The organism is Erythrobacter sp. NFXS35, from assembly GCF_040148725.1.
In the GTDB taxonomy this organism is placed as follows: domain Bacteria; phylum Pseudomonadota; class Alphaproteobacteria; order Sphingomonadales; family Sphingomonadaceae; genus Erythrobacter.
The window spans coordinates 362,926-382,730 of the sequence record NZ_JAGDEB010000003.1; the positions used below are offsets into that span (position 1 = coordinate 362,926).

Annotated in this window: 12 protein-coding genes; 8 read left to right on the top strand and 4 right to left on the bottom strand. The window is 64.8% G+C overall.

The window, feature by feature from the left end; translation table 11 throughout:
* The 6 genes from J3454_RS13325 (at position 1) to J3454_RS13350 (ending at position 7,032) form a co-directional block, all read left to right on the top strand.
* A complete protein-coding gene (locus tag J3454_RS13325; RefSeq protein WP_349514250.1) occupies positions 1-1,887 on the top strand; it encodes a hydantoinase B/oxoprolinase family protein in 1,887 nt (628 codons plus the stop codon).
* Positions 1,884-3,092, top strand: coding sequence for a CaiB/BaiF CoA transferase family protein (locus J3454_RS13330; protein WP_349514251.1), 1,209 nt, complete (start codon positions 1,884-1,886; stop codon positions 3,090-3,092). Before J3454_RS13325 ends, J3454_RS13330 begins: the two co-directional genes overlap by 4 nt.
* On the top strand, positions 3,092-3,721 hold the full coding sequence (locus J3454_RS13335; protein ID WP_349514252.1) for an isochorismatase family protein: 630 nt from the start codon (positions 3,092-3,094) through the stop codon (positions 3,719-3,721). The genes J3454_RS13330 and J3454_RS13335 overlap by 1 nt, the downstream gene beginning before the upstream one ends.
* 112 nt (positions 3,722-3,833) lie before the next feature.
* The gene (locus J3454_RS13340; RefSeq protein ID WP_349514253.1) at positions 3,834-5,375 is read left to right on the top strand and encodes a hypothetical protein; all 1,542 of its coding nucleotides are present in this window, start codon (positions 3,834-3,836) and stop codon (positions 5,373-5,375) included.
* Positions 5,372-6,571: a glycosyltransferase family 2 protein gene (locus J3454_RS13345; protein ID WP_349514254.1), complete on the top strand. Its 1,200-nt coding sequence runs from the start codon at positions 5,372-5,374 to the stop codon at positions 6,569-6,571. The genes J3454_RS13340 and J3454_RS13345 overlap by 4 nt, the downstream gene beginning before the upstream one ends.
* Before the next feature lie 38 nt (positions 6,572-6,609).
* Positions 6,610-7,032, top strand: coding sequence for a GtrA family protein (locus J3454_RS13350; protein WP_349514255.1), 423 nt, complete (start codon positions 6,610-6,612; stop codon positions 7,030-7,032).
* A gap of 37 nt (positions 7,033-7,069) precedes the next feature.
* Here J3454_RS13350 and J3454_RS13355 read toward each other — a convergent pair whose 3' ends face one another.
* The 4 genes from J3454_RS13355 to J3454_RS13370 all read right to left on the bottom strand — a co-directional run bounded on the left by J3454_RS13355 (position 7,070) and on the right by J3454_RS13370 (position 15,525).
* Positions 7,070-9,550 carry a zinc-dependent metalloprotease gene (locus J3454_RS13355; protein WP_349514256.1) on the bottom strand — a complete coding sequence of 827 codons (2,481 nt, stop codon included), beginning with the start codon at positions 9,548-9,550 and terminating at the stop codon, positions 7,070-7,072.
* A 47-nt stretch (positions 9,551-9,597) separates the two neighbouring features.
* Positions 9,598-11,589: a S9 family peptidase gene (locus J3454_RS13360; RefSeq protein ID WP_349514257.1), complete on the bottom strand. Its 1,992-nt coding sequence runs from the start codon at positions 11,587-11,589 to the stop codon at positions 9,598-9,600.
* A gap of 108 nt (positions 11,590-11,697) precedes the next feature.
* Positions 11,698-14,016: a putative bifunctional diguanylate cyclase/phosphodiesterase gene (locus J3454_RS13365; RefSeq protein ID WP_349514258.1), complete on the bottom strand. Its 2,319-nt coding sequence runs from the start codon at positions 14,014-14,016 to the stop codon at positions 11,698-11,700.
* Between the two features lie 15 nt (positions 14,017-14,031).
* Positions 14,032-15,525, bottom strand: coding sequence for a FecR domain-containing protein (locus J3454_RS13370; protein WP_349514259.1), 1,494 nt, complete (start codon positions 15,523-15,525; stop codon positions 14,032-14,034).
* 126 nt (positions 15,526-15,651) lie between these two features.
* Here J3454_RS13370 and J3454_RS13375 point away from each other — a divergent pair, with 126 nt between their 5' ends.
* Together J3454_RS13375 and J3454_RS13380 are read left to right on the top strand one after the other, a co-directional pair.
* Positions 15,652-17,298: a ShlB/FhaC/HecB family hemolysin secretion/activation protein gene (locus J3454_RS13375; protein WP_349514260.1), complete on the top strand. Its 1,647-nt coding sequence runs from the start codon at positions 15,652-15,654 to the stop codon at positions 17,296-17,298.
* 92 nt (positions 17,299-17,390) lie between these two features.
* Positions 17,391-19,760, top strand: a complete 2,370-nt coding sequence (locus J3454_RS13380) for a thiamine pyrophosphate-binding protein (RefSeq protein ID WP_349514261.1) — start codon at positions 17,391-17,393, stop codon at positions 19,758-19,760.
* The last annotated feature ends 45 nt before the right edge of the window (positions 19,761-19,805 follow it).

Below are 19,805 nucleotides of genomic sequence, written 5' to 3' on the forward strand. Positions count from 1 at the left end.
ATGCCAGCCCGCATCATCGAGCCCAACTCCGCCTCCTTCAACAAGGTCGCCATCGACCCGGTGACGCTCGACATCATCGAGAACGCGCTGCGCAATGCCCGCATCGAAATGGACGCGACGCTGGTGCGCACTGCCATGTCGCCCGGCATCCGCGAACAGGGCGACGCCTTCCCGCTGATCGCCGACCCGGCCGGCAAGATGATCGTCGGCCAGTTCGGCAGTTTCATCGACGGTTTCCTGATCAGCTATGACGGCACGATCGAGGACGGGGACATGATCTTCCTGTCCGATCCCTATTCCTGCGCAGGGGCCATCAGCCACTCGAACGATTGGCTGGTAATGCTTCCGGTGTTCAAGGATGGCCGCCTGATCGCCTATACCGCGATGTTCGGCCACCAGAGCGACATCGGCGGCAGCGTGCCCGGCTCGATGCCGATTGGCGCGTCCTCGATCTTTGAGGAAGGTGTCCGCATTCCGCCGGTGAAGATCTGGAAGAAGGGCGAATACAACGAAGACCTGATGAAGCTGGTGATGCACCAGACCCGCAAGCCGGACTGGTGTCAGGCTGATCTCAACGCGCTGATCGCATCCTGCCGTGTCGCCGCGCGCCGGGTGGTGGAAATGGCTGACCGGTTTGGCGACGATGTCTATGTCTCGGCCACGCAGGAACTTCTGGCGCGCAACCACCGCGCGATGAAATCGCTGCTGGCAATGGCGGTGTCAGAAGAGCCGGTGAGCTTCGAAGATTACCTCTGCGACGACGGCAAGGGTTACGGCCCCTACAAGATCCGCTGCACCATGTGGCGTGATGGCGACAAGGTGATCCTCGATTTTCAGGGCACCGACCCGCAATCGGCTGCGTCGATCAATTTTTTCCTCAATGAAAACATGTTCAAGATGTTCTTCGGCATCTACATGATCATGGTCTTCGACCCGCAAATCCTGTTCAATGACGGGTTCTACGATCTGATCGAAGTGCGCATTCCGAAAGGCTCGCTGCTGAAGCCGCACTTTCCCGCCGCGCTGTCGGGGCGCACCCACGCGCTGGGGCGGATCTTCGACATTCTCGGCGGATTGCTGGGGCAGAAAACGCCGGAGTTTTTGAACGCTGCCGGGTTCTCCTCATCACCGCACCTGTTCTATTCGGGCTGGGATAGCCGCGAAGATGGCAGCCGCGACTGGTTCCAGTTGTTCCAGATCGGGTTCGGCGGCATTCCGGGCCGTCCGCTGGGTGATGGGCCGGACGGGCACTCGCTGTGGCCGGGCTTCACCAATGTCCCCAACGAATTTCTCGAACGCTACTTCCCCTTGCGGATCGAGCGTTACGCGACCGCGCCCGACAGCGGCGGCGCGGGGCTGCACCGGGGCGGCAACGGCATCCATATGACCTACCGCTTTCTGGCGGACGGCGAGATCGCGATCCATGACGACCGCTGGTTCGTGCCGCCGTGGGGCGTCAATGGCGGACATCCCGGAGCGCGCGCCAAAAAGGTGCTGGAGCGCGCCGACGGGTCGACCGAGATCGTCGGCAACAAGGTCGAAAGCGTGGCTGTGAAGGCGGGCGACCTGCTTCACTTCATCACCTGGGGTGGCGGCGGCTGGGGTGACCCGCTGGCGCGTGACCCGGCACTGGTGGGCCTCGAAATCCGGCAAGGTCTGGTCACTTCCGAAGGCGCGCGCGCATACGGCGTTGTGGCTGACAGCGAAGGCGTGGTGGACACCGCCGCCACCGAGGCCCTGCGCAACGAGATGACCGCATTGCGCGGTGAACTCCCGCTGTTCGACTACGGCCCCGACATCGACACCCTGCGGGCGAATTGCGAGGCGGAAACCGGACTCCCCGCGCCGATCCAGCCGGTCTGGAACTTGCGCGAGGCTGCGGAATGAACACCGTTGCCCACACTGCCAATCACAGCGCATTGGCGGGGATCAACGTCGTCGAAATGGGCCAGCTCCTCGCCGGCCCTTTCTGCGGGCAATTGCTCGGCGACATGGGCGCGGACGTCGTCAAGCTCGAGCCGCCGGGCGCTGGCGATCCCATGCGTAACTGGGGTCAGGGCGACGAGAAGGTGCAGTGGGAAGTGATCGCCCGCAACAAGCGTTCGGTCACCTGTAACCTGCGCGTGCCGGAGGGCCAGGCACTGGCAAAGCGCCTGATTGCCGAGGCAGACGTGCTGATCGAGAACTTCAAACCCGGCACGCTGGAACGCTGGGGCCTCAGTCCGGCGGAACTGCACGCGATCAATCCCGGCCTGATTATCGCCCGCATGTCGGGCTACGGACAGGACGGCCCCTATTCCGACCGCGCCGGCTTCGGCGGGATTGGTGAGGCGATGGGCGGCTGGCGCTATATCGTCGGCGAACCGGACCGTCCGCCCAGCCGCATGGGCATATCCATTGGCGACACGCTGTGCGCGACCTATGGCTGCATGGGCGTGCTCGCTGCATTGCACCACCGCGACAAGACCGGCGAAGGACAAGTGGTCGATTCCGCGCTCTACGAAGCGGTATTGCAGGTGATGGAGGGGCTGGTGCCCGAATATGATCGCAATGGGGTCATCCGGGAACGGTCAGGCTCGGTGCTGAAGGGGATTGCGCCGTCCAACGTCTATACGTGCAGTGACGGCAGCTACATGATTGGCGGCAATGGCGATGCGATCTTTGCGCGCCTGTGTCAGGCGATGGGCAGGCCCGAACTGGCGCAGGACGAACGCTATGCCACCCACATCGCCCGCGGGCACCATCAGGACGAACTGGACGCGCTGATCAACGACTGGACCGGCACGCTCACCGTGGACGAAGTCGACGCACTGATGACCGAATATTCGATTCCCGCTGGCCGGGTCTACCGCGCGCCCGATATGCTGGCCGATCCGCATTTTCAGGCGCGCGAGGCGATTATCGAGGTGGAGACGCACAGCCGCGGTCGGATCAAGATGCAGAACGCCTTTCCGCGCCTGTCGAAGACCCCGTCCGGCATCCGCCGCCCTGCGCCCGCCGCACCGGGGCAGGACAATGCGGAGGTGTACGGCGAAAGGCTCGGGCTGGATGCAGCGGAACTGGCGCGGCTGGCCGGTGCGGGGATCATCTGATGGCCGGTCCCTCGGCATCCGACAATTACGCCGGGGTGTTCGAAGGCAGGCTCCAGCCGGGCCAAAAGCCTGCCCTGCTGATCGTCGATGTTGTGGTGGCCTACCTGACGCAAAGTTCGCCGCTGTTCATGGCAACCGCAGCGGCCGCGAAGGACAGCAACCGCAGGCTGGCCGAAGCTGCACGCGCGGCGGGCGTGCCGGTGATCTTCACCAACGTCCGGTTCCGCGCCGACGGGGCTGATGGCGGCGTATTCTATCGCAAACTACCAGTGCTGAAGGTGTTCAACGAAGGATCGCCCCTCGGCGCCTTCCCCGATGACCTTGCGCCCCAGCCCGGCGATCAGGTCATCACCAAGCAATATCCTTCCGCCTTTTTCAACACTACGTTGGCAGCGATGCTGACCGCCAGCGGCATCGATACGCTGCTGATCACCGGCTATTCGACGTCGGGCTGCGTGCGGGCGAGCGGGCTGGATGCCATGCAATACGGGTTCGTGCCGCTGATCGTGCGCGATGCCTGCGCGGATCGCCACGAAGGCCCGCACGAAGCCAACCTGTTCGACCTGCAGGCCAAATACGCCGAAGTCATCAGCGAGGCCGAGGCGCTCGCGGTGATCGGGCGGCGCTGAATTGCGGATGTGCGGGCCAGTGCGCCGGACGAAATAATGCACCGGTTAACCTCGTTTAATGCCTTCAGGCGGCAAAGGAATCACTTAGCCCCTCAACCTGAGGGGATAGGTCTTGATCCGTGCAGCGAGCAATTGCCTGATTGGTGCGCTGGTTCTTTTGATCCCGGCGCTGCTGAACGGCTTTCCGCTGTTTTTCTACGATACGGCGCAGTATCTGGAATTGGGTCAGGCAGCGGCAAGCAAGGTCTGGTCGGGCGAGCCGGTTGGGGCAATGCCGGGGCCTTCCGTCGAGACAACGCCGCCTGCACTTGAAGCGCAGGCCAATGATGAAGCAGGCGCCCTGTCCTATGCGGGTGGACGCTCGATTTTCTACAGCATCTTCCTGCACCTTGCCGAAGGTATCGGCACGCTGTGGCTATCCGGCTTCCTGCAGGCGTTGATCGGATCGTTCCTGATCTGGCGTGTCGTCCGGGAACTCGGCACGCAGCACGAAACGCGCATATTCCTCGGTCTTGTCGCCGGGCTGACAGCGGCCAGCACCCTGCCCTATTTCGCGACCATGGCGATGCCGGACGTGTTTGCCGGCTATGCTGTCATCGGCGCGGCGTTGCTTGCCGTGTCGCGGCCCGGTGCTTGGCAGAAACTGCCGGTGTTTCTGATTACGATCTTTGCGATTCTCGCCCACGCGACAATCGCGCCGCTGGTCGCGGTTGCGATTGCACTGGGCTGGGCCGCGTTCATGCTGCTGGGCCGCAGCGCAAGATATGCCGCAGTGCGCCTGGTGCCCGCAGCAGGGACGCTGGCGCTCGCGCTGCTGGCCACCTTCGCTTACGGGCAGGCGGTCAAGCTGGTGATGGGGGAGGAGCCGCGCAGCCCGCCTTACCTGATGGCGCGGGTTCTGGCCGACGGGCCCGGTCGGATGCTGCTGCAGGACGCCTGCGCACCTCGCCCGGCCTTCGCTATTTGTGCCTTTCAGAGCCTGCCATTGAGCGATGCGAACGAGATCCTGTGGTCGGCGGACCCGGCAGTCGGGGTTTTTACCGTTTCCGGGGGTGCCACCCGCCGCGCTTTGAAGGACGAGGAGATGGCGTTCGTGACGCGCGCCGTCGCCTCCTACCCCGGAACGGCCTTCGCTGCGGCGCTCGGGAACTGGGGCGATCAGCTTGCGATGCTGCAACTCGAAAGCGATTTTGCGGCCATCCCTGAAATGTGGCGCACGACTGTCGGCCCGGTGATGGGCGACAACCCGTCGATCACGCAATCGCTTGCCTTCGCGCAGCGGTGGCCGTGGGGGCTGATCGATCTCGTCAATCGGCTCGCCCTGGTCGTGTCGCTTGCTTTCCTGGCGTTCCGTCTGACGCGGCATGACGTGCGGCAATCGGTTTCGCAGCTTCGATCCGGCAGCGTTGAGGCACAGCATCGCGTGGGTGCCGCGCTTCTGGCTGCATTCGCCATTGCTGTCGTTCTGATCATCGCCAATGCCGCGCTGACCGGAGCCCTTTCCGGCCCGAGCGCGCGATACCAGACCCGCCTTGTGTGGCTGGTGCCCGGTCTTGCGATTCTCACAGCGGCAAGACTGGGTCTGACTGCCCGTCGACCAGCCACTCAAGCCCTCCAGCCATCGGTTCCCCACCTTTCAGGAGCAGCACCATGAACGCTGTCACACCCTTCCCCGGACCGCAGCCGGACGAGCTCGAACTGACGATCGTGATGCCGTGCCTGAACGAGGCCGAGACAATCGAGGTCTGTGTCCGCAAGGCGGTGGATTTCCTTGAACGCAGCGCCATCAGAGGCGAAGTGCTGGTCGCCGATAATGGCAGCACCGACGGATCGCAGGAACTGGCAAAGCGCAGCGGTGCGCGCGTCGTCGCGGTGGAACAGAAGGGATATGGCGCCGCCCTCCTCGGAGGGATCGCAGCGGCCCGCGGCGAATACATCATCATGGGCGATGCCGACGACAGCTATGATTTTTCGGCGCTGCAGCCGTTCGTGGAGGAATTGCGCCGCGGCGCCGATCTGGTGATGGGCAACCGGTTCAAAGGCGGCATCGCACAAGGGGCCATGCCGCCGCTCCACCGCTTTCTCGGCAATCCGGTTCTGTCATGGCTGGGGCGGCGGTTCTTTTCGATCCCGGTCGGTGACTTCCACTGCGGGCTGCGCGGTTTCCGCCGCGATTCGATCGGACGTCTGCAATTGCAAAGTCCGGGGATGGAGTTCGCCAGCGAGATGGTGGTGAAGGCATCGCTCGGCCGGATGCGGATCAGCGAGGTTCCCACCACGCTGTCCTGCGACGGGCGGTCGCGTGCACCGCATCTCAGGACATGGCGTGACGGATGGCGCCACCTGCGCTTCCTGCTGCTGCACAGCCCGCGCTGGCTGTTCATGTATCCCGGGATGCTGATGTTCGTGCTGGGTTGTGCGCTGGTGGCAATGCTAGCCTTCGGCCCGCTGGAGGTGGCGTCGGACGTGGTCATCGACACCCACACTCTGGTTGCCGGCTGCTTCCTTATCATCGTCGGCGCGCAGCTTATCCTTTTCAGCATGCTCGCACGCCGATACGCCGCGGCCGAAGGGGTGCTGCCGGACCCGCTGACTTTCGGCCGAGTAATGCGCATTCTCGATCTCGAGCGACTGGTTCTGATCGGTTCGGGCTTCGCCGTCACCGGCCTGCTGGGCGCGGGTGTCGCCGTGTTCCTGTGGGCAGCGCGCGATTTCGGCCCGATCGTGCAGGATGATGTGATGCGCGTGCTCACCATATCGCTCACGCTGGTGGTGATCGGCATCCAGCTGGTCGCCAGCAGCTTCCTCAGTTCGCTATTCGAAATCCGCAACCGCAGTCGCCCGGCTTGATCGCTCTGCGCCTCGTCGCAGCCGCCAGGAGGGGCCGGTTGCCGCATTTCCTCGTGGTGGGCGGAACGGGGTTCGCGGTCGACGCCGCTCTCCTGTATCTGTTTGCCGGCTTCGGTCTGCATTTCCTTCTTGCCCGACTGCTGTCTTTCCTTGTCGCTGTCATGATCACCTTCTGGCTCAACAAGACGTGGACCTTCGCCGATGCGGAGGGATTGCTCTTACGCAGATCGGCGCTTTATCTCGCGGTGCAGCTTGCGGGCGGCGCGGTGAATCTCGGCGGGTTCTGGATCGTCGCAGCCGCTTTCGACCTTCGGGGGGGCTTGCTGATCGTACCGCTGATCGCCGGCTCTGCTGCGGCGATCGCGGTGACCTACAGCGGTTCGCGTTTCCTTGCATTTCGCCCGCTTGCCTCGCCGGGAAAGCCGCCGAAACCGACCGCTTCCCAGGGGCGCCGCGGATGACGCACGCAATGGCGGCGCGCACCCGCATCATCGGCGCTTACTCGTCGATGGCCAGCAGGCTGGACGGGTCCATCCAATCATCCTCGCCGATAGGGTCGCCCGGCGGCACGCTGACCAATCGCGGCAGGCTGGCTGCCAGCTGTTCGCGCTGGTCGGGATCGAGCAGTCGGCGCGACAGGCTGAGCGCCCATGCGCGATCGGCGCCACTGGCCTTACGCCGCGCCAATGCCTCGCCCACATCGCGGAGCTTCTGGTCGAGCGCGGCCGCGACTTCAGGGGTGGCCTCCGGGCGGCGCGCGATCTGCGCCATGGTGGCCAGCGTGCGGTAGGCGATGCGGCGGCCAAGATCGTCACTGGTCGATGCCAGCACGGTTTCGGTCAGCCGGTCGAGCAGTTCGCCAACCCCCAGCGCTTCGCGATCGCTTTGGCTCTGAACCACCAGTCGCGCCAACCTGCGCGGGGCAAGCAGCGTCTGGGCGGTCAGCTGGGCCGCCGCGTCCGCCGCAACCAACGGATCGAACACCGGGCCTCCCGCAGTGGCGAAGACTTCGGTCTCGTACTGGCGATCGGTGCTGCCGTTCGCCGCCGCCGAAAGTAGCGGCATCAGGGCTGGCGGCACGCGCAAAACCTCGGGCCGCAGCGTTGCCAGCGTTGCATCCAGCGCTGCGCGCTGCTTTGCAGGAGCAACGGGCTCAGCCGCCTCGCGCCCACCGCCGTTCACGGCATAGACGAAATCGGCCCCGCCGATCTGCTTGGCCGCAGCCACCAGCTGATAGCGGTGGAGCAGCCACAGTGGCACGAACCGGCGGCGCAGGTTCGACACCGGCTCGCCGGGACTGAGCGCATCGAGACCGAAGCTGGCAAGCGCCGCAGCGCGCACCTCCATCAGCCGGTTCAGTTCGGCCACCGGATCTGCGCCATCGTCCCACAGCCCGCCCCACGCATAGGCCGTATCGGCGGCGCGGGCGTTATCATCCTGCACATAGCGGAATTGTGCTGCCGCCTCGGCCGTTTCGCGCGCGTCCGCGTCGGCATAGAGCCAGCGCACCGTCGCCACGTCCCATGCACCGATCCCCTCGGCATAGGCGTCCGACAGGTCGGGCTTGCCATCCACCAGGCCGATGCGCGGCGGCGGATAGTCCATAACAGATGCGCGATCCTGCGTGCTGGCCGCGAAATTATGCGCAAAGCCGAGCGTATGGCCGACTTCGTGCGCGCCCAGCTGGGCCAGCCGGTCGAGCGCCACCTTGACCGGATCGTTCGGCCCGCCGCTGTTCAGTTCCCCCGCGCCGACCAGCGCCTGAAAGATCTGGATATCCTGCCGCGCGCGCAAGGAACCGAGCACGACCATCCCCTTGACGATCTCGCCGGTGCGCGGGTCGGCGATCTGCTGGCCATAAGCCCAGCCCCGCGTCGCCCGGTCGACCCAGTTGACCATATTATAGCGCACGTCGAGCGGATCGGCCCCTTCGGGCAGCATCTCCACCCGGAAAGCATTGACGAAACCGGCGGCATCGAAGGCATCGCCCCACCAGCCGATCCCTTCGAGCAATGCCGAACGGATCGGTTCGGGCGTGTTGCGGTCGAGATAGAAGATGATCGGCTTTTTCACCCGTGAACGCGGCGCGGCGGGATCGAGCTTCTCCAGCCGGAAACGGTTGGCCATGTCATACACCACCGGCGCGCCGAGCGGCGCGGAGAAGTCAACCGCCTGCGTGGCAAACCCGCCAAGCCGCGGATCGAAGCTGCGCGGCACGAAGCCGGGTTCGGGCAGCCGTACGAAACTGTGGTGAACCGTCAGCGTGACCTTGCCAGGTTCGGGCACGATATTCTCCACCTCGGCGCCGGGCTTTTCGGAGACATAGGTCTGGATTGCATCCACCTCCAGATTGTCGGGAAACAGGCGGACCGAGGCGGGATCGGCGAGGCTCAGCTTGTCTTCCAGCTTGAAGCCCTTGCCCGCAATCGACGATGCCGCGCCGATGCCGAACGGATCCTGATCCTGATTGAGCGATGCGGCGATGCCGAGCGTGTCGAGCGTCAGGAACGGCGCGATGTCGATCACCAGACGGCCATCGTCGAGCGTTTCGTCAATGTCGGTCATCCACACCGTCGAGATACCGAAATCGCTCGCCACTGCCTGCTGCTGCGCAGGCTCCCCGGCGCTGGCGCGGAAACGCGGATTTTCGAACTGCACCGCGATCTTTCCGCCGATCCGCCGGAAAGCAACCATCTGGGTGTTGCCCGTCCGCCCGCGGTCAAGCACCAGCGGCGCAGAGCCGAGTCCGGTCTTGAGCGCGGTGCTGTACAGCACCCGCAGCGCCACACCGTCATGTGCCGGGCGCGGCAGGGTCAGCAGGATGCGGCCCTTAGCAGCATCGGTGCGCACCGGCACCAATCCGGTCTCCCCGGCAGGCGCAGCAATCTCTTGCAGGGCGGCCTGCGCGCTCAACGGGGCGAGCGGCAGGGACAGGGCCAGCAACAGCGCCCCCAGACGTATGCGGCGCGTCATTTTCATCACTTCCCCCATGTTTGCCAGTTGGCCGCGTCAGCCGCTACCTACGCTTACTTCGCCTCGGCAAGTCCCAGCTGCTGTTCGATGAATTCGGCCTGCTGGCGGTAATAGAACAGCTGGTTCGACAGCTTGCGCCAGCCGTGGCCCTCATCGGGAATACGGATGAACGGCGCAGGCACGCCGTTGGCGCGCAGTGTCTTCACCATCACTTCGGTTTCATAGATGTCGATGCGCGGGTCCATCACGCCGTGCGAATAGAGCACCGGCACGGTGATCGCGTCGGCCTTGCGAATGGGCGAATTGACCCGGTAGAATTCGCGCCAGCGTTCCTCGGTGATGTCGCCGAATTCGATCCTGTCGGCGGCCTTCAGTGCGGGCGAAGCCACTTCGAGCCCGGTGATCCAGTCGGCCACCCCGAACAGCGAGACGCCGGCGGCAAACTCGCCGGGATATTCGGCGAGCACGGCGTTGACGGCATAGCCGCCGTAGGAGCCGCCCATCACCGCCGCGCGACCTCCGTCGATCAGGCCATCAGCAGCCAGTCCGGCCTTCAGGTCGACCAGGTCGCGAATCGAATCCAGCCGGTTCTCGCGGTCGTCGAGCTGCTCATAGGTGCGCCCGAGCCCGGTGGAGCCGCGCACATTGCTCTCGAACACCGCGACGCCGCGCGCGACGTGGTATTGCGCGACCGGATCAAAGGTCGCCTGCGACTGGCCCGAGGGTCCGCCGTGAACCGAGAACAGCACCGGCGGCGCGTCCTCGCCGGCCCCGGCGCCTTCGGGAAGATACAGGAGGCCCTGCAACTCGACTCCGTCGCGTGCGGTATAGCGCACGACCTGGGGGCGCACGAGCCGCGCGGGATCGAGCCCGGCGAGGTTGGCGGCAAAGACCTTCTGCGCTGTCCCTTCGATCGGGTCGGTCATCCACAATTCGCCCGGCGTCTGCCACCCGCTCACGCGGATCAGCAATTGCCCGTCAGCCTCGCAATCGAGCGAATAATTGCCCTCGGGCAGCTCGGGCATCGGGATCGGGCGTTTCTCGACCGTGTGCCAGCCGTGGAGGCTGTCGAATCCGTCGTTGTTCTGCGTCCAGTAGAGATAGGACCCGCCCTTGCCCGGGCCGCACAGGGTCAGGTTCTCGACATCGCTTTCGCTCTCGAAAACCCGCTCGAAGGTCCGGCTTGCGAGGCTATAGAAAGCCAGCGTGGCGTATTCGCGGTCGAGATTGGTCGAAAAGTAGAAGCCCTCGCCATTGGGCCACCATTCGAACCCGCCCATCGAATGATCGGCGCGTTCCTCAACCGGGGGCTTGGAGATAGTGGTCATCTCCTTGGTCGCGAGGTCGAGCAGGTAGAGATTGTCTGCCGCCGCGCCAACGCTCTCGGTGATCAGGACATATTTGCCATCGGGTGAGATCGAACTGGCATAAAGACCAAGCTCGCTCTCGACGATCAGTTCACTCGTCCCGTCCAGCGTACCGCGATAAATGTCGAACACGCCCGCTCCTCGCGCGGTCGAGGCGTAGATGAAGCTGCCGTCAGCCGCAAAATCGCCGAAGGTGCGGAAATCGCCGCGCGCTGCGGGCAGCACTTCGCTTTCCTGCGCGCCATCGGCGGTGATCGCGAAATAACCGGGCTGTTCGTTGCCGTCGCGGTCGGCGGAATAGAACAACCGGCTGCCGTCCGGCGTCCAGACCGGTGCACGAACACCAGTCTTGAACGTGACTTGCCGCGGCTGACCACCCTCGGCGGGCATTACCCACAATTCGGATTCGCCGGTGATGTCCCACGAAAAGGCGATCGTCTTGCCATCGGGCGACAGGTTCGCCGCGCCCGGTCCCGATGCCAGAAGATAGCGCGCGATATCCGCCGGGTAATCGCCAGCGCGGCCGATGGTGATGTCGCCTTTATCGGGTTCGATCGCCGCGATCGAAAGGTCGGCCCCCTTGGCACCCCCGAAGGTTTCCTCGCCGTCCTGGGCGAATGATGTCTGGGGCAACACTGCAATGGCAATGGCGCTGGCGAGTAAGGCAGTGCGGTTCACGTTTCACCTCGTCGGATGCGGCAGGAAGCGCGTAGCAATAGCGTTCCACGGAGTGGACGCAATGCGCTGAATACCTGCTGCCCCGTGAACCGGCGGTCACGCAGCGGATCAGGCTGCAATGGCTTCGGGATTTCCGATGATTTCAGCCAGCCTTTCAGCGCTGACGGGACGGCTGATAAGGTATCCTTGCGCATAATCGCATTGGATCGCCTTGAGGAAGGACAGGCAGCCTGCGTCCTCGATCCCTTCGGCCACCACCTTGAGCCCGAGTTCATGGGCCAGTTGCACGGTAGATCGCACCAGCATCGCATCGCCATGATCGCGATGCGCATTCTGGACGAACATCCGGTCGATCTTGAGCTCCGACAGCGGCAACAGCTTGAGATAGTTGAGCGTCGATTGCCCGGTGCCGTAATCGTCCATCGATATGCGGATGCCGCTGGCACAGAACCGTTCGAGCATCGCAATCGCCTTGTCGGTGTCCTCGAACTGGGCGGATTCGGTCACCTCGAAGGTCAGACGACGGGTGGGAACATCAGAACGGGAAACCAGCGACAGAACCCGGTTGGCGAAGCTATCGGACGTAAGCAAGGTCGCCGAAATATTGATCGCGACCCCAATCACCAGCCCTCGTTCGCACCACCTGCGCATATCCGCCACCGCCTGTGTCAGCACACCGATGGTAAGATCGTCGATCCGGCCCGCTTCCTCGATCAACGGGATGAAGCTGTCCGGCGGAAGGATGCCGCGCTGCGGGTGGTTCCAGCGCACCAGCGCCTCGACCGCGTCGATCTGGTCCGATCCGAGGTTGAGCTTGGGCTGGTAGACGACGGTTATATGCCCTTCGCGCAACGCATCGTCGAGTTCGCCGAGCAGCGAAAATTGCGTGGTCGCAGCCTCGCCTTCGCCTGCGGCATGCAGGCGCCACGGCTTGCCCGATCGCTTGGCGAGACTGGCGGCATGGGCTGCATTGGCAGCGGCTTCGGGGACATCGGCAGGCGCCACCCCGAAGGTCAGGGAGACGCCCAGCCTGCGCCCGACCACCTCGAATGGGCTGCGCATGACCGCCCTCAGCCCGGCCAGCAGCGGTTCGAGGTCCTCAAGCTCGAGCGGCAAGGACCAGACCAGTGTTCGGTCGTCGATCCGGTAGATCGTCGCCGCGCCGCCCGCCACCGAAAGACGCTCGACCAGCCGCCGCAGCAGATCGCCCAGGTTCTCCTCGCCCACGGCAAGCTTCAGCCCGTCGAAATCGTCGATCTGGGCAGCGACGAAGTGGCGTTCGTCGCTCTGGGCAAGACGGGTGTCGAGCGCAAGCCTGTTGGGCAGGCCGCTTTCGGGATCGATCCGCCGCCCACGCTCGGCATGGCGATGGGTCAGAAATGCCATCCGGAGCAAGGCGGCAAGCGCCAAAAGGACAATTCCCGGAGTGATTTCGAACCACCACCCGGCGTAGACCCGCGCTGCAAACCAGCCCAGCAGCAACACGGCCGTGGTCAGCACCAGCCGCGATGCCACCTTGCCGCGCCGGGGCGAAGATCCCACAAGCAGCGCCAGCAGTGCGGCGACCGCCAGCGGCACAGGCCATGAACCGTATACTGGCGTTCCCTGGGCCAGCGTTTCGGCCGCGAAGGCCTGCACGATGACGCCGTGGATCACCCCATGGCGCGGCACCGGATAACGATCCCCGAGTTCGATGGCCGTCGCGCCGATGATGACGTCCTTGCCCTTCAGTGCAGCCGGATCGAATTCGCCGCGCTCGATCGCGATGAAGCTGTGGCGCGGTATCGTGGCCGGATCGATGGCGAAATCGATGGGGAAGCTTTCCCCGACCCGCCCGGCGCTGCCGGTGGCAAAGGCAGCAATCGATGGGCGTGCCAGATCGCCGGTTGTGGTGCCAATTGGCATACGGCGCACAAAGCCGTCGGGATCGGGGGTGATCGAAACCGAGGCCAGATGCGCATGCTCGCGCAGGATTGCGATGGGCAGCGAATCCAGCTGTCGGCCTTCGCGAAAGCCCGCGTTCTGGGCGAAGGTCGGCAACGCAACCGGCGCATCGGCAGCCGCGATCGCCGCAGCGAAAGCGGCATCGCCGGCAGAGTTCGAGTTGCTTGAAAAATCGACGTCGAAACTGATCGAGCGGACACCTGCGTCATCGAGCCGGGCGACCAGTTGCGCATAGTGTTCGCGCGTCCACGGCCAGCGCCGGATCGCTGCCATGCTGGCGGCATCCATCTCGACGATGTGCACCTGCCCGCTGGCGGACCGTTCCGTCAGCGCAAAGCCGCGTTCCTCCAGCCAGTGATCGGCCGGCCTGAAGCCGCCTCCTGCAGCGGTCAAACCGACCATTATCGCGAGCGCGAAGGTTCCGGCGATCCGCAGCCAGAAGGAATCGACGAGCTTCGGTCGGAACGCGGGCCGCAACTTCACCAAGGGCCTGGATGCCTAGCGGATCTGGACACGGGAGCGGTACGCACCGGCGGGTTCGCGGTCCAGACGACTTTCGGTGTTGCCATATGCAGGATCGACCAGCCGGTCAGGGGCTGCGCGCGGATCGAGCCCGATGGCGTTGCGGTTGACACCGACTTCCAGGCCGCCGCCGATGGTGGGGGCACTCGTCGATCCCACAGCGATTCCTGTGTCGTCACCTTTGTCGCCGCGGTCATCATCGCCGTCGTCGCCGTCAAGATCATCGTCGCCATCGTCGCCGTCGTCACCATCGTCGCGGTCATCGTCACCGTCGTCGCCGTCGTCGCCGTCGTCGCCGCCATTGCCGTTGCCGTTGCCGTTGCCGTTGCCGTTGCCGTTGCCGTTGCCATCGCCAACGCCGCCATCACCGTTGCCGTCATCGCCATCGTTGTCGTTTTCGGCGCCGCCCTCGTCGTCGCCGCTGTCGTCACCGTTTCCGTCATCGCCGTTTTCGCCAGCGTTTCCATCGCCGTTGCCGTCTACGCCGCCGTTGCCGCCATCGTCCCCGCCGCCGGCACCGTCATCGCCGCTGTCGCCAGCGTTTCCGCCGCCAATGCCGTCACCGCTGCCATTGCCATTGCCATTGCCCGAGGGCGCGCATGCTCCCTGGAAGCACGCAGCACCATCCCCGGCAGCCCCGCCGGCTGAACTGAAAGGGGGTGCCGAGCCGCGGCCGGTATTGTCTGCGACGATCACAGCGGCAAGCGCGGTCACTTCGCCTGAAACAAAGCCGCTCGAATATCCCCTGAGGTCCCGCGGACTGCTGGCGATCGTTGTATCAATCCGGGCCGATCCGCGCTGCTGCGCAGCGGCAGGCTGAGAACCGGAGGTGCCCGCGCCCGACGTCGGCTTCGCCGCCCCGCCAACCGCCCGCGCCGGGGAGTCGATAACACGGCGGCCATCAGCCTCGATCACCAATCGCATCGAATCGGCCGCTGCCACCATCGCAACAGCACCCGGCAGCACCAATTCGCGTGCGCCTCCGTCGAGGGTGGATGCCTCGACGGCGCCTTCCGTCACCTGCAGGGTTGCCGCGTCCTCTCCGACCGCGATAATGAAGGTCGTGCCCTTCACCACCGCCGCGAGATAAGGTGTCTCCACGCCGAAATGCGGATCGGCCTTCTTGCCGATGTTGAACAGCGCGCTGCCGTAGTCCTGCAGCACCTGGATGATCGAGCGGCTGCGCGCGGCCTCGGGGATGCGAACTTGGGTGTTCTGCCGCAAGGTCACGAATTCGCTGCCCCGCACCAGCACTGCAGAAGCGCGCGCCTGTGTCCGTACCGTCGCGCCGGGCGCCAGCCCTTGCCCCGGCGTTGCCTTACGCGAGCCGCTGCTGTCGATAATCAGCACGCTGCCTTTGGTTTCGGTAATCGTCCACGCGCCGTTCTGGGCAAGCGCAGGCACGCCGCTGAACAGAAGCAGCAGCGCAGGCAGTACGATGCGCAAAAAATTGCGAATTACCTTTTCCATGAATGCCCGATACAACCGGCTCTGTTCCATAGGGATTTAGAGAATTGGTGAATAAAGGCTTAAATATGCCTTTGTTTAACCTTTGGAACTTATGGACTGCGGACGAGAAATTCGGAGCCGTAAGTCTTGAACTGGGTTAATGTTGCAACGTCAGGGTGTTTGCTGCTCGCCGGGTCTAGCCTGGCGGCGCAGGATGCACTCGACCGGACAGACCCCTTCCAGCAGGTCGAACGCGAGCGCCCCATGGCCCAGCCCGAGCAGCCGGTGCGGATCGAAACCCGGCCGGTCCTCGAAATGCCCGCAAGCACTCTCATGGGGGATGCCGTAGATGTGGGGGCTATCGTCATCGATGGTCTGGCAGCACTCGACCGGGCAGATTATGCAGCGGTGATCGAACCTTTCGCCGGCCGCCGGTTGACCCGCGCCGAATTGCGCGGCCTCACCGATGCCGTGGCCAACCATGCCCGCGAGCGCGGCTACATTCTGGCTACGGCATGGATTGCGGAGCAGACGCTGGTCGGCGGCGTGCTGCGCGTTACCGTCGATGAAGGTGGGCTGGACGACATTCGCATCGAAGGTTCCGACGATCCGGCGATCCGCAGCCAATTGCAGCGTCTGCTGATGAACCAACCGCTCACTCTCGCGGTGCTGCAGCGTGAAATCCTGCTGGCCGACGACCTTCCCGGCGTGCGGATCCGCAACACCCGGTTCGAACGGGACGGCGATCGCCGCATTCTGGTGGTCGATGCCCGGCGCGAGGACTTCGCCGGGTCGGTTCTGGTCGCCAGCGATGGGACAAGGCCCGTGGGTCCGGTACGGGCGCGGATCGACCTTGATGCGAATGGGTTGATCTCCCCTCGTGACCGCGTCGACCTGAGTTTTTCCGCCACACCGCTCGATCCGGACGAGTTGGCGTTCTTTAGCGCGCGTTACAGCATGGTGGTCAACGACAGCGGCACCAATCTGGGCGTTTTCGGTTCCTATTCCCGGACCGAGCCCGGCGCCTATCTCGCAGCGCGCGAACTGCAGGGCGAATCCTGGCGCGGCGGCTTGCGGATGCGCCATCCACTGCTGCGCGGTCAGCGCCGCAGCCTGTGGCTGGAGGCCAGCGCGGAGTTGCAGGATCTGCGACAAGACAGGCTGGACTCGCTCGCCCGGCACGACCGGATCGCTTTGGCGCGCATAGGTTTCTACGGCTTCGGGCCGCTGGCAGGCGGCACCTTGCAAGGCCGGGCGACAATCAGTCAGGGGCTGGACATCCTCGGCGCGACCGCGCTCGGCGATCCGTTGGCGTCGCGCAGCGATGCGCCGCCGGGCTTTACCACCCTGTCATGGTGGCTGAACTGGCGGCACAGTCTGGCGGCGCGCCTGAGCCTGTCGTTGGAAGCGAGCGGGCAGCTTTCGACCGATCCGTTGCTGATCGGCGAGAACTTCGCATTGGGCGGTAATGCCTTCCTGCGCGGCTATGATTTCGCCCAGCGCATCGGCGACCAGGGCATCGCCGGTGTGGGAGAACTGCGCTACGACTGGCGAGATGCACTCGGGGCGATCGAGCGCGTGCAGCTTTATGCCTTTGCCGATGGCGGCACTGTGACGAACCTCGCCGACGGGCGTGGCAGCGGCACGCTCGCGTCGAGCGGGGCGGGGTTGCGGGCAGACATCAACCGCACCCTCGATTTCGATCTCGAAGTCGCCGTGCCGCTGACCGAGCCGCGCTACGATACCGACGACAACTCGCCGCGCATCAACGTCAGGGTCAGCCAGTCCTTTTGAGCGTCGGCTGACCGACACCCGCGTTCGTTCCGGACCCTCTTTGCGACTCAGCCCTTGCCCTGTCCGTGCAGACTTCGTAATCGCCCAGCGCGATGAACGCCCCCTCCCCCGACCCGGCCAAAGATCCTGCCGTTCGGCAGGAACAGGTCGCACTCCTCACCCAGATCGAGCAGCGGCTACGCTGGCTGTCATCATGGACGATCCACAACGCCAACAACTTGCGCGACAAGCGCGACGGGCTGAAGGTGGGCGGACATCAGGCGTCCTGCGCCTCGATCACTGCGATCATGACCGCGCTCTATTTCCACGCGCTGCGCCCGCGCGACAAGGTGGCGGTGAAGCCCCATGCCGGGCCGGTGCTGCACGCGATCCATTACCTGCTGGACGAACAGACCCGCGAAAAGCTGGAGCGGTTCCGGGGTCTTGGCGGGGTGCAGTCCTATCCCAGTCGCACCAAGGACACGATCCCGGTCGATTTCTCCACCGGCTCGGTCGGGCTTGGCGTGGCGGTGACCGCATTCAGCTCGCTGGTGCAGGATTACCTGATTGCTCACGGCCAGCTGGCAGAGGCTGATGCGGGCCGGATGATCGCGCTGATGGGCGATGCCGAACTCGACGAAGGCAATATCTACGAATGCCTGATCGAGGGCTACAAGCACGATCTTCGCAACTGCTGGTGGATCGTCGACTACAACCGCCAGAGCCTCGATGCGACCACCGCCGACCGGATGTTCCGCCGTTTCGACGACATCTTCGAGACCTGCGGTTGGCGGGTGGTGACGCTGAAGCACGGCAGGCTCCAGCGCGAGGCGTTCAAGCAGCCAGGCGGCGCGGCGCTGGAAGACTGGATCGAGAACTGCCCCAATGCCGATTTCGCAGTGCTGACCTATCTCGGCGGAGCGGCGTGGCGTGAACGGCTGATGCGCGATCTGGGCGATGTGCCCAAAGTCCTGGATCTGCTCGCTGCCTACGACGATGCCGCGCTCGCCCGATTGATGACCAATCTCGGCGGGCATTGCATCGCAACGCTGATCGACGCTTTCGACGCTATCACAGACGATCAGCCGACGCTGTTCATCGCTTACACCGTCAAGGGCTACGGCCTGCCGCTGGCGGGTCACAAAGATAATCATTCGGGGATGATGAACACGTCCCAGATCGAGGGCTTGCGCGCCGAACTCGGCATTGCGCCAGGCGCGGAATGGGACAAGTGGGCCGGCCTTGGTGACAACCTGGCGGCCAGTCTCGAGGCTTTCGTTCGAGACAGCCCAATTGCCCGCAGGGGGGCCGAACAAGAGGCGCCCGCCGTCCCGCTTCCCGCGCGCCTCCCGGTGCCCGAAGGCGCGGTGCAATCGACACAGGCCGCGTTCGGGCGGGTGCTCTACGATCTCGCCAAGTCGGACGAACCACTGGCCGACCGGATCGTGACCACCGCGCCCGATGTCACCCAGACCACCAATCTCGGCGCCTTCGTCAACCAGCGCGGGCTGTTCCGGCGGCAGGAACTGGCCGACGTGTTCCAGACAGCGCGCATCGCTTCGGCGCAGAAATGGGCGGCACACGGCGCGGGCCAGCATATCGAACTGGGCATTGCCGAGCACAATTTCTTCCTGCTGCTCGCCTCACTGGGCCTTGCCGCACCGCATTTCGGCACGCGGCTGCTGCCGGTGGGGACAGTCTATGATCCCTTTATCGCGCGCGGATTGGATGCGCTCAATTACGGCTGCTATCAGGATGCGCGGTTCCTGCTGGTCGGCACGCCTTCCGGCATCACGCTGGCGGGCGAAGGCGGCGCGCACCAGTCGATTAACACCCCGCTGATCGGCATGGGCCAACCGGGGCTGGAGAGCTTCGAGCCCGCCTTTGCCGACGAAGTCGCGCTGCTGATGGCTTTTGCGTTCGACCATATGCAGGCCGACAGCGGCAGCTCGGTCTACCTGCGTCTCACCACCCGTCAGATCGAACAGCAGACCCGCGCCGATGGAGCATGGGAGGCAGATGCGCTCGCCGGGGCTTACTGGCTGCGCGAGCCTGCGCCCGGTGCAACGGCGGCCATTGCCTTTTGCGGTGCGGTCGCGCCCGAGGCGCTCGCCGCGTGGGAGGCATTGCAGGACGACCTGCCCGGCCTAGGCCTGCTAGCGGTGACCTCGCCCGACCGGCTCCACCGCGACTGGTCGGCGGCCCGCGCCGCACGTTGGCAGAAGCGGGCGGGGACCGGCAGCGCGCGGCAACACAGCCACATTGAAACCCTGCTCGGCCGGTTGGCGCCAGGCGCGGGCCTCGTCACCGTGATCGACGGTTCGCCTTCCGCGCTGTCATGGCTCGGCGGAGTGCGAGGACAGCGGGTCATTCCGCTCGGTACCGACCGCTTCGGCCAGACCGGCGACCTTCCCGATCTCTACGCCGCTTACCGGCTCGACACCAATGCCATCATCGACGCTATGGCCGAGCTGTTCCTGTAAATGGCCTGCCGCGCTCTGCACGCGGCACTGGTCAACACCCATCAG

What these genes read in the sequence shown, in the direction of transcription:
- J3454_RS13325 (WP_349514250.1), top strand. Translation starts at nt 1, where the DNA reads ATGCCAGCCCGCATCATCGAGCCCAACTCCGCCTCCTTCAACAAGGTC.
- J3454_RS13330 (WP_349514251.1), top strand. Translation starts at nt 1,884, where the DNA reads ATGAACACCGTTGCCCACACTGCCAATCACAGCGCATTGGCGGGGATC.
- J3454_RS13335 (WP_349514252.1), top strand. Translation starts at nt 3,092, where the DNA reads ATGGCCGGTCCCTCGGCATCCGACAATTACGCCGGGGTGTTCGAAGGC.
- J3454_RS13345 (WP_349514254.1), top strand. Translation starts at nt 5,372, where the DNA reads ATGAACGCTGTCACACCCTTCCCCGGACCGCAGCCGGACGAGCTCGAA.
- J3454_RS13355 (WP_349514256.1), bottom strand. Translation starts at nt 9,550, where the DNA reads ATGAAAATGACGCGCCGCATACGTCTGGGGGCGCTGTTGCTGGCCCTG.
- J3454_RS13370 (WP_349514259.1), bottom strand. Translation starts at nt 15,525, where the DNA reads ATGGAAAAGGTAATTCGCAATTTTTTGCGCATCGTACTGCCTGCGCTG.
- J3454_RS13380 (WP_349514261.1), top strand. Translation starts at nt 17,391, where the DNA reads ATGAACGCCCCCTCCCCCGACCCGGCCAAAGATCCTGCCGTTCGGCAG.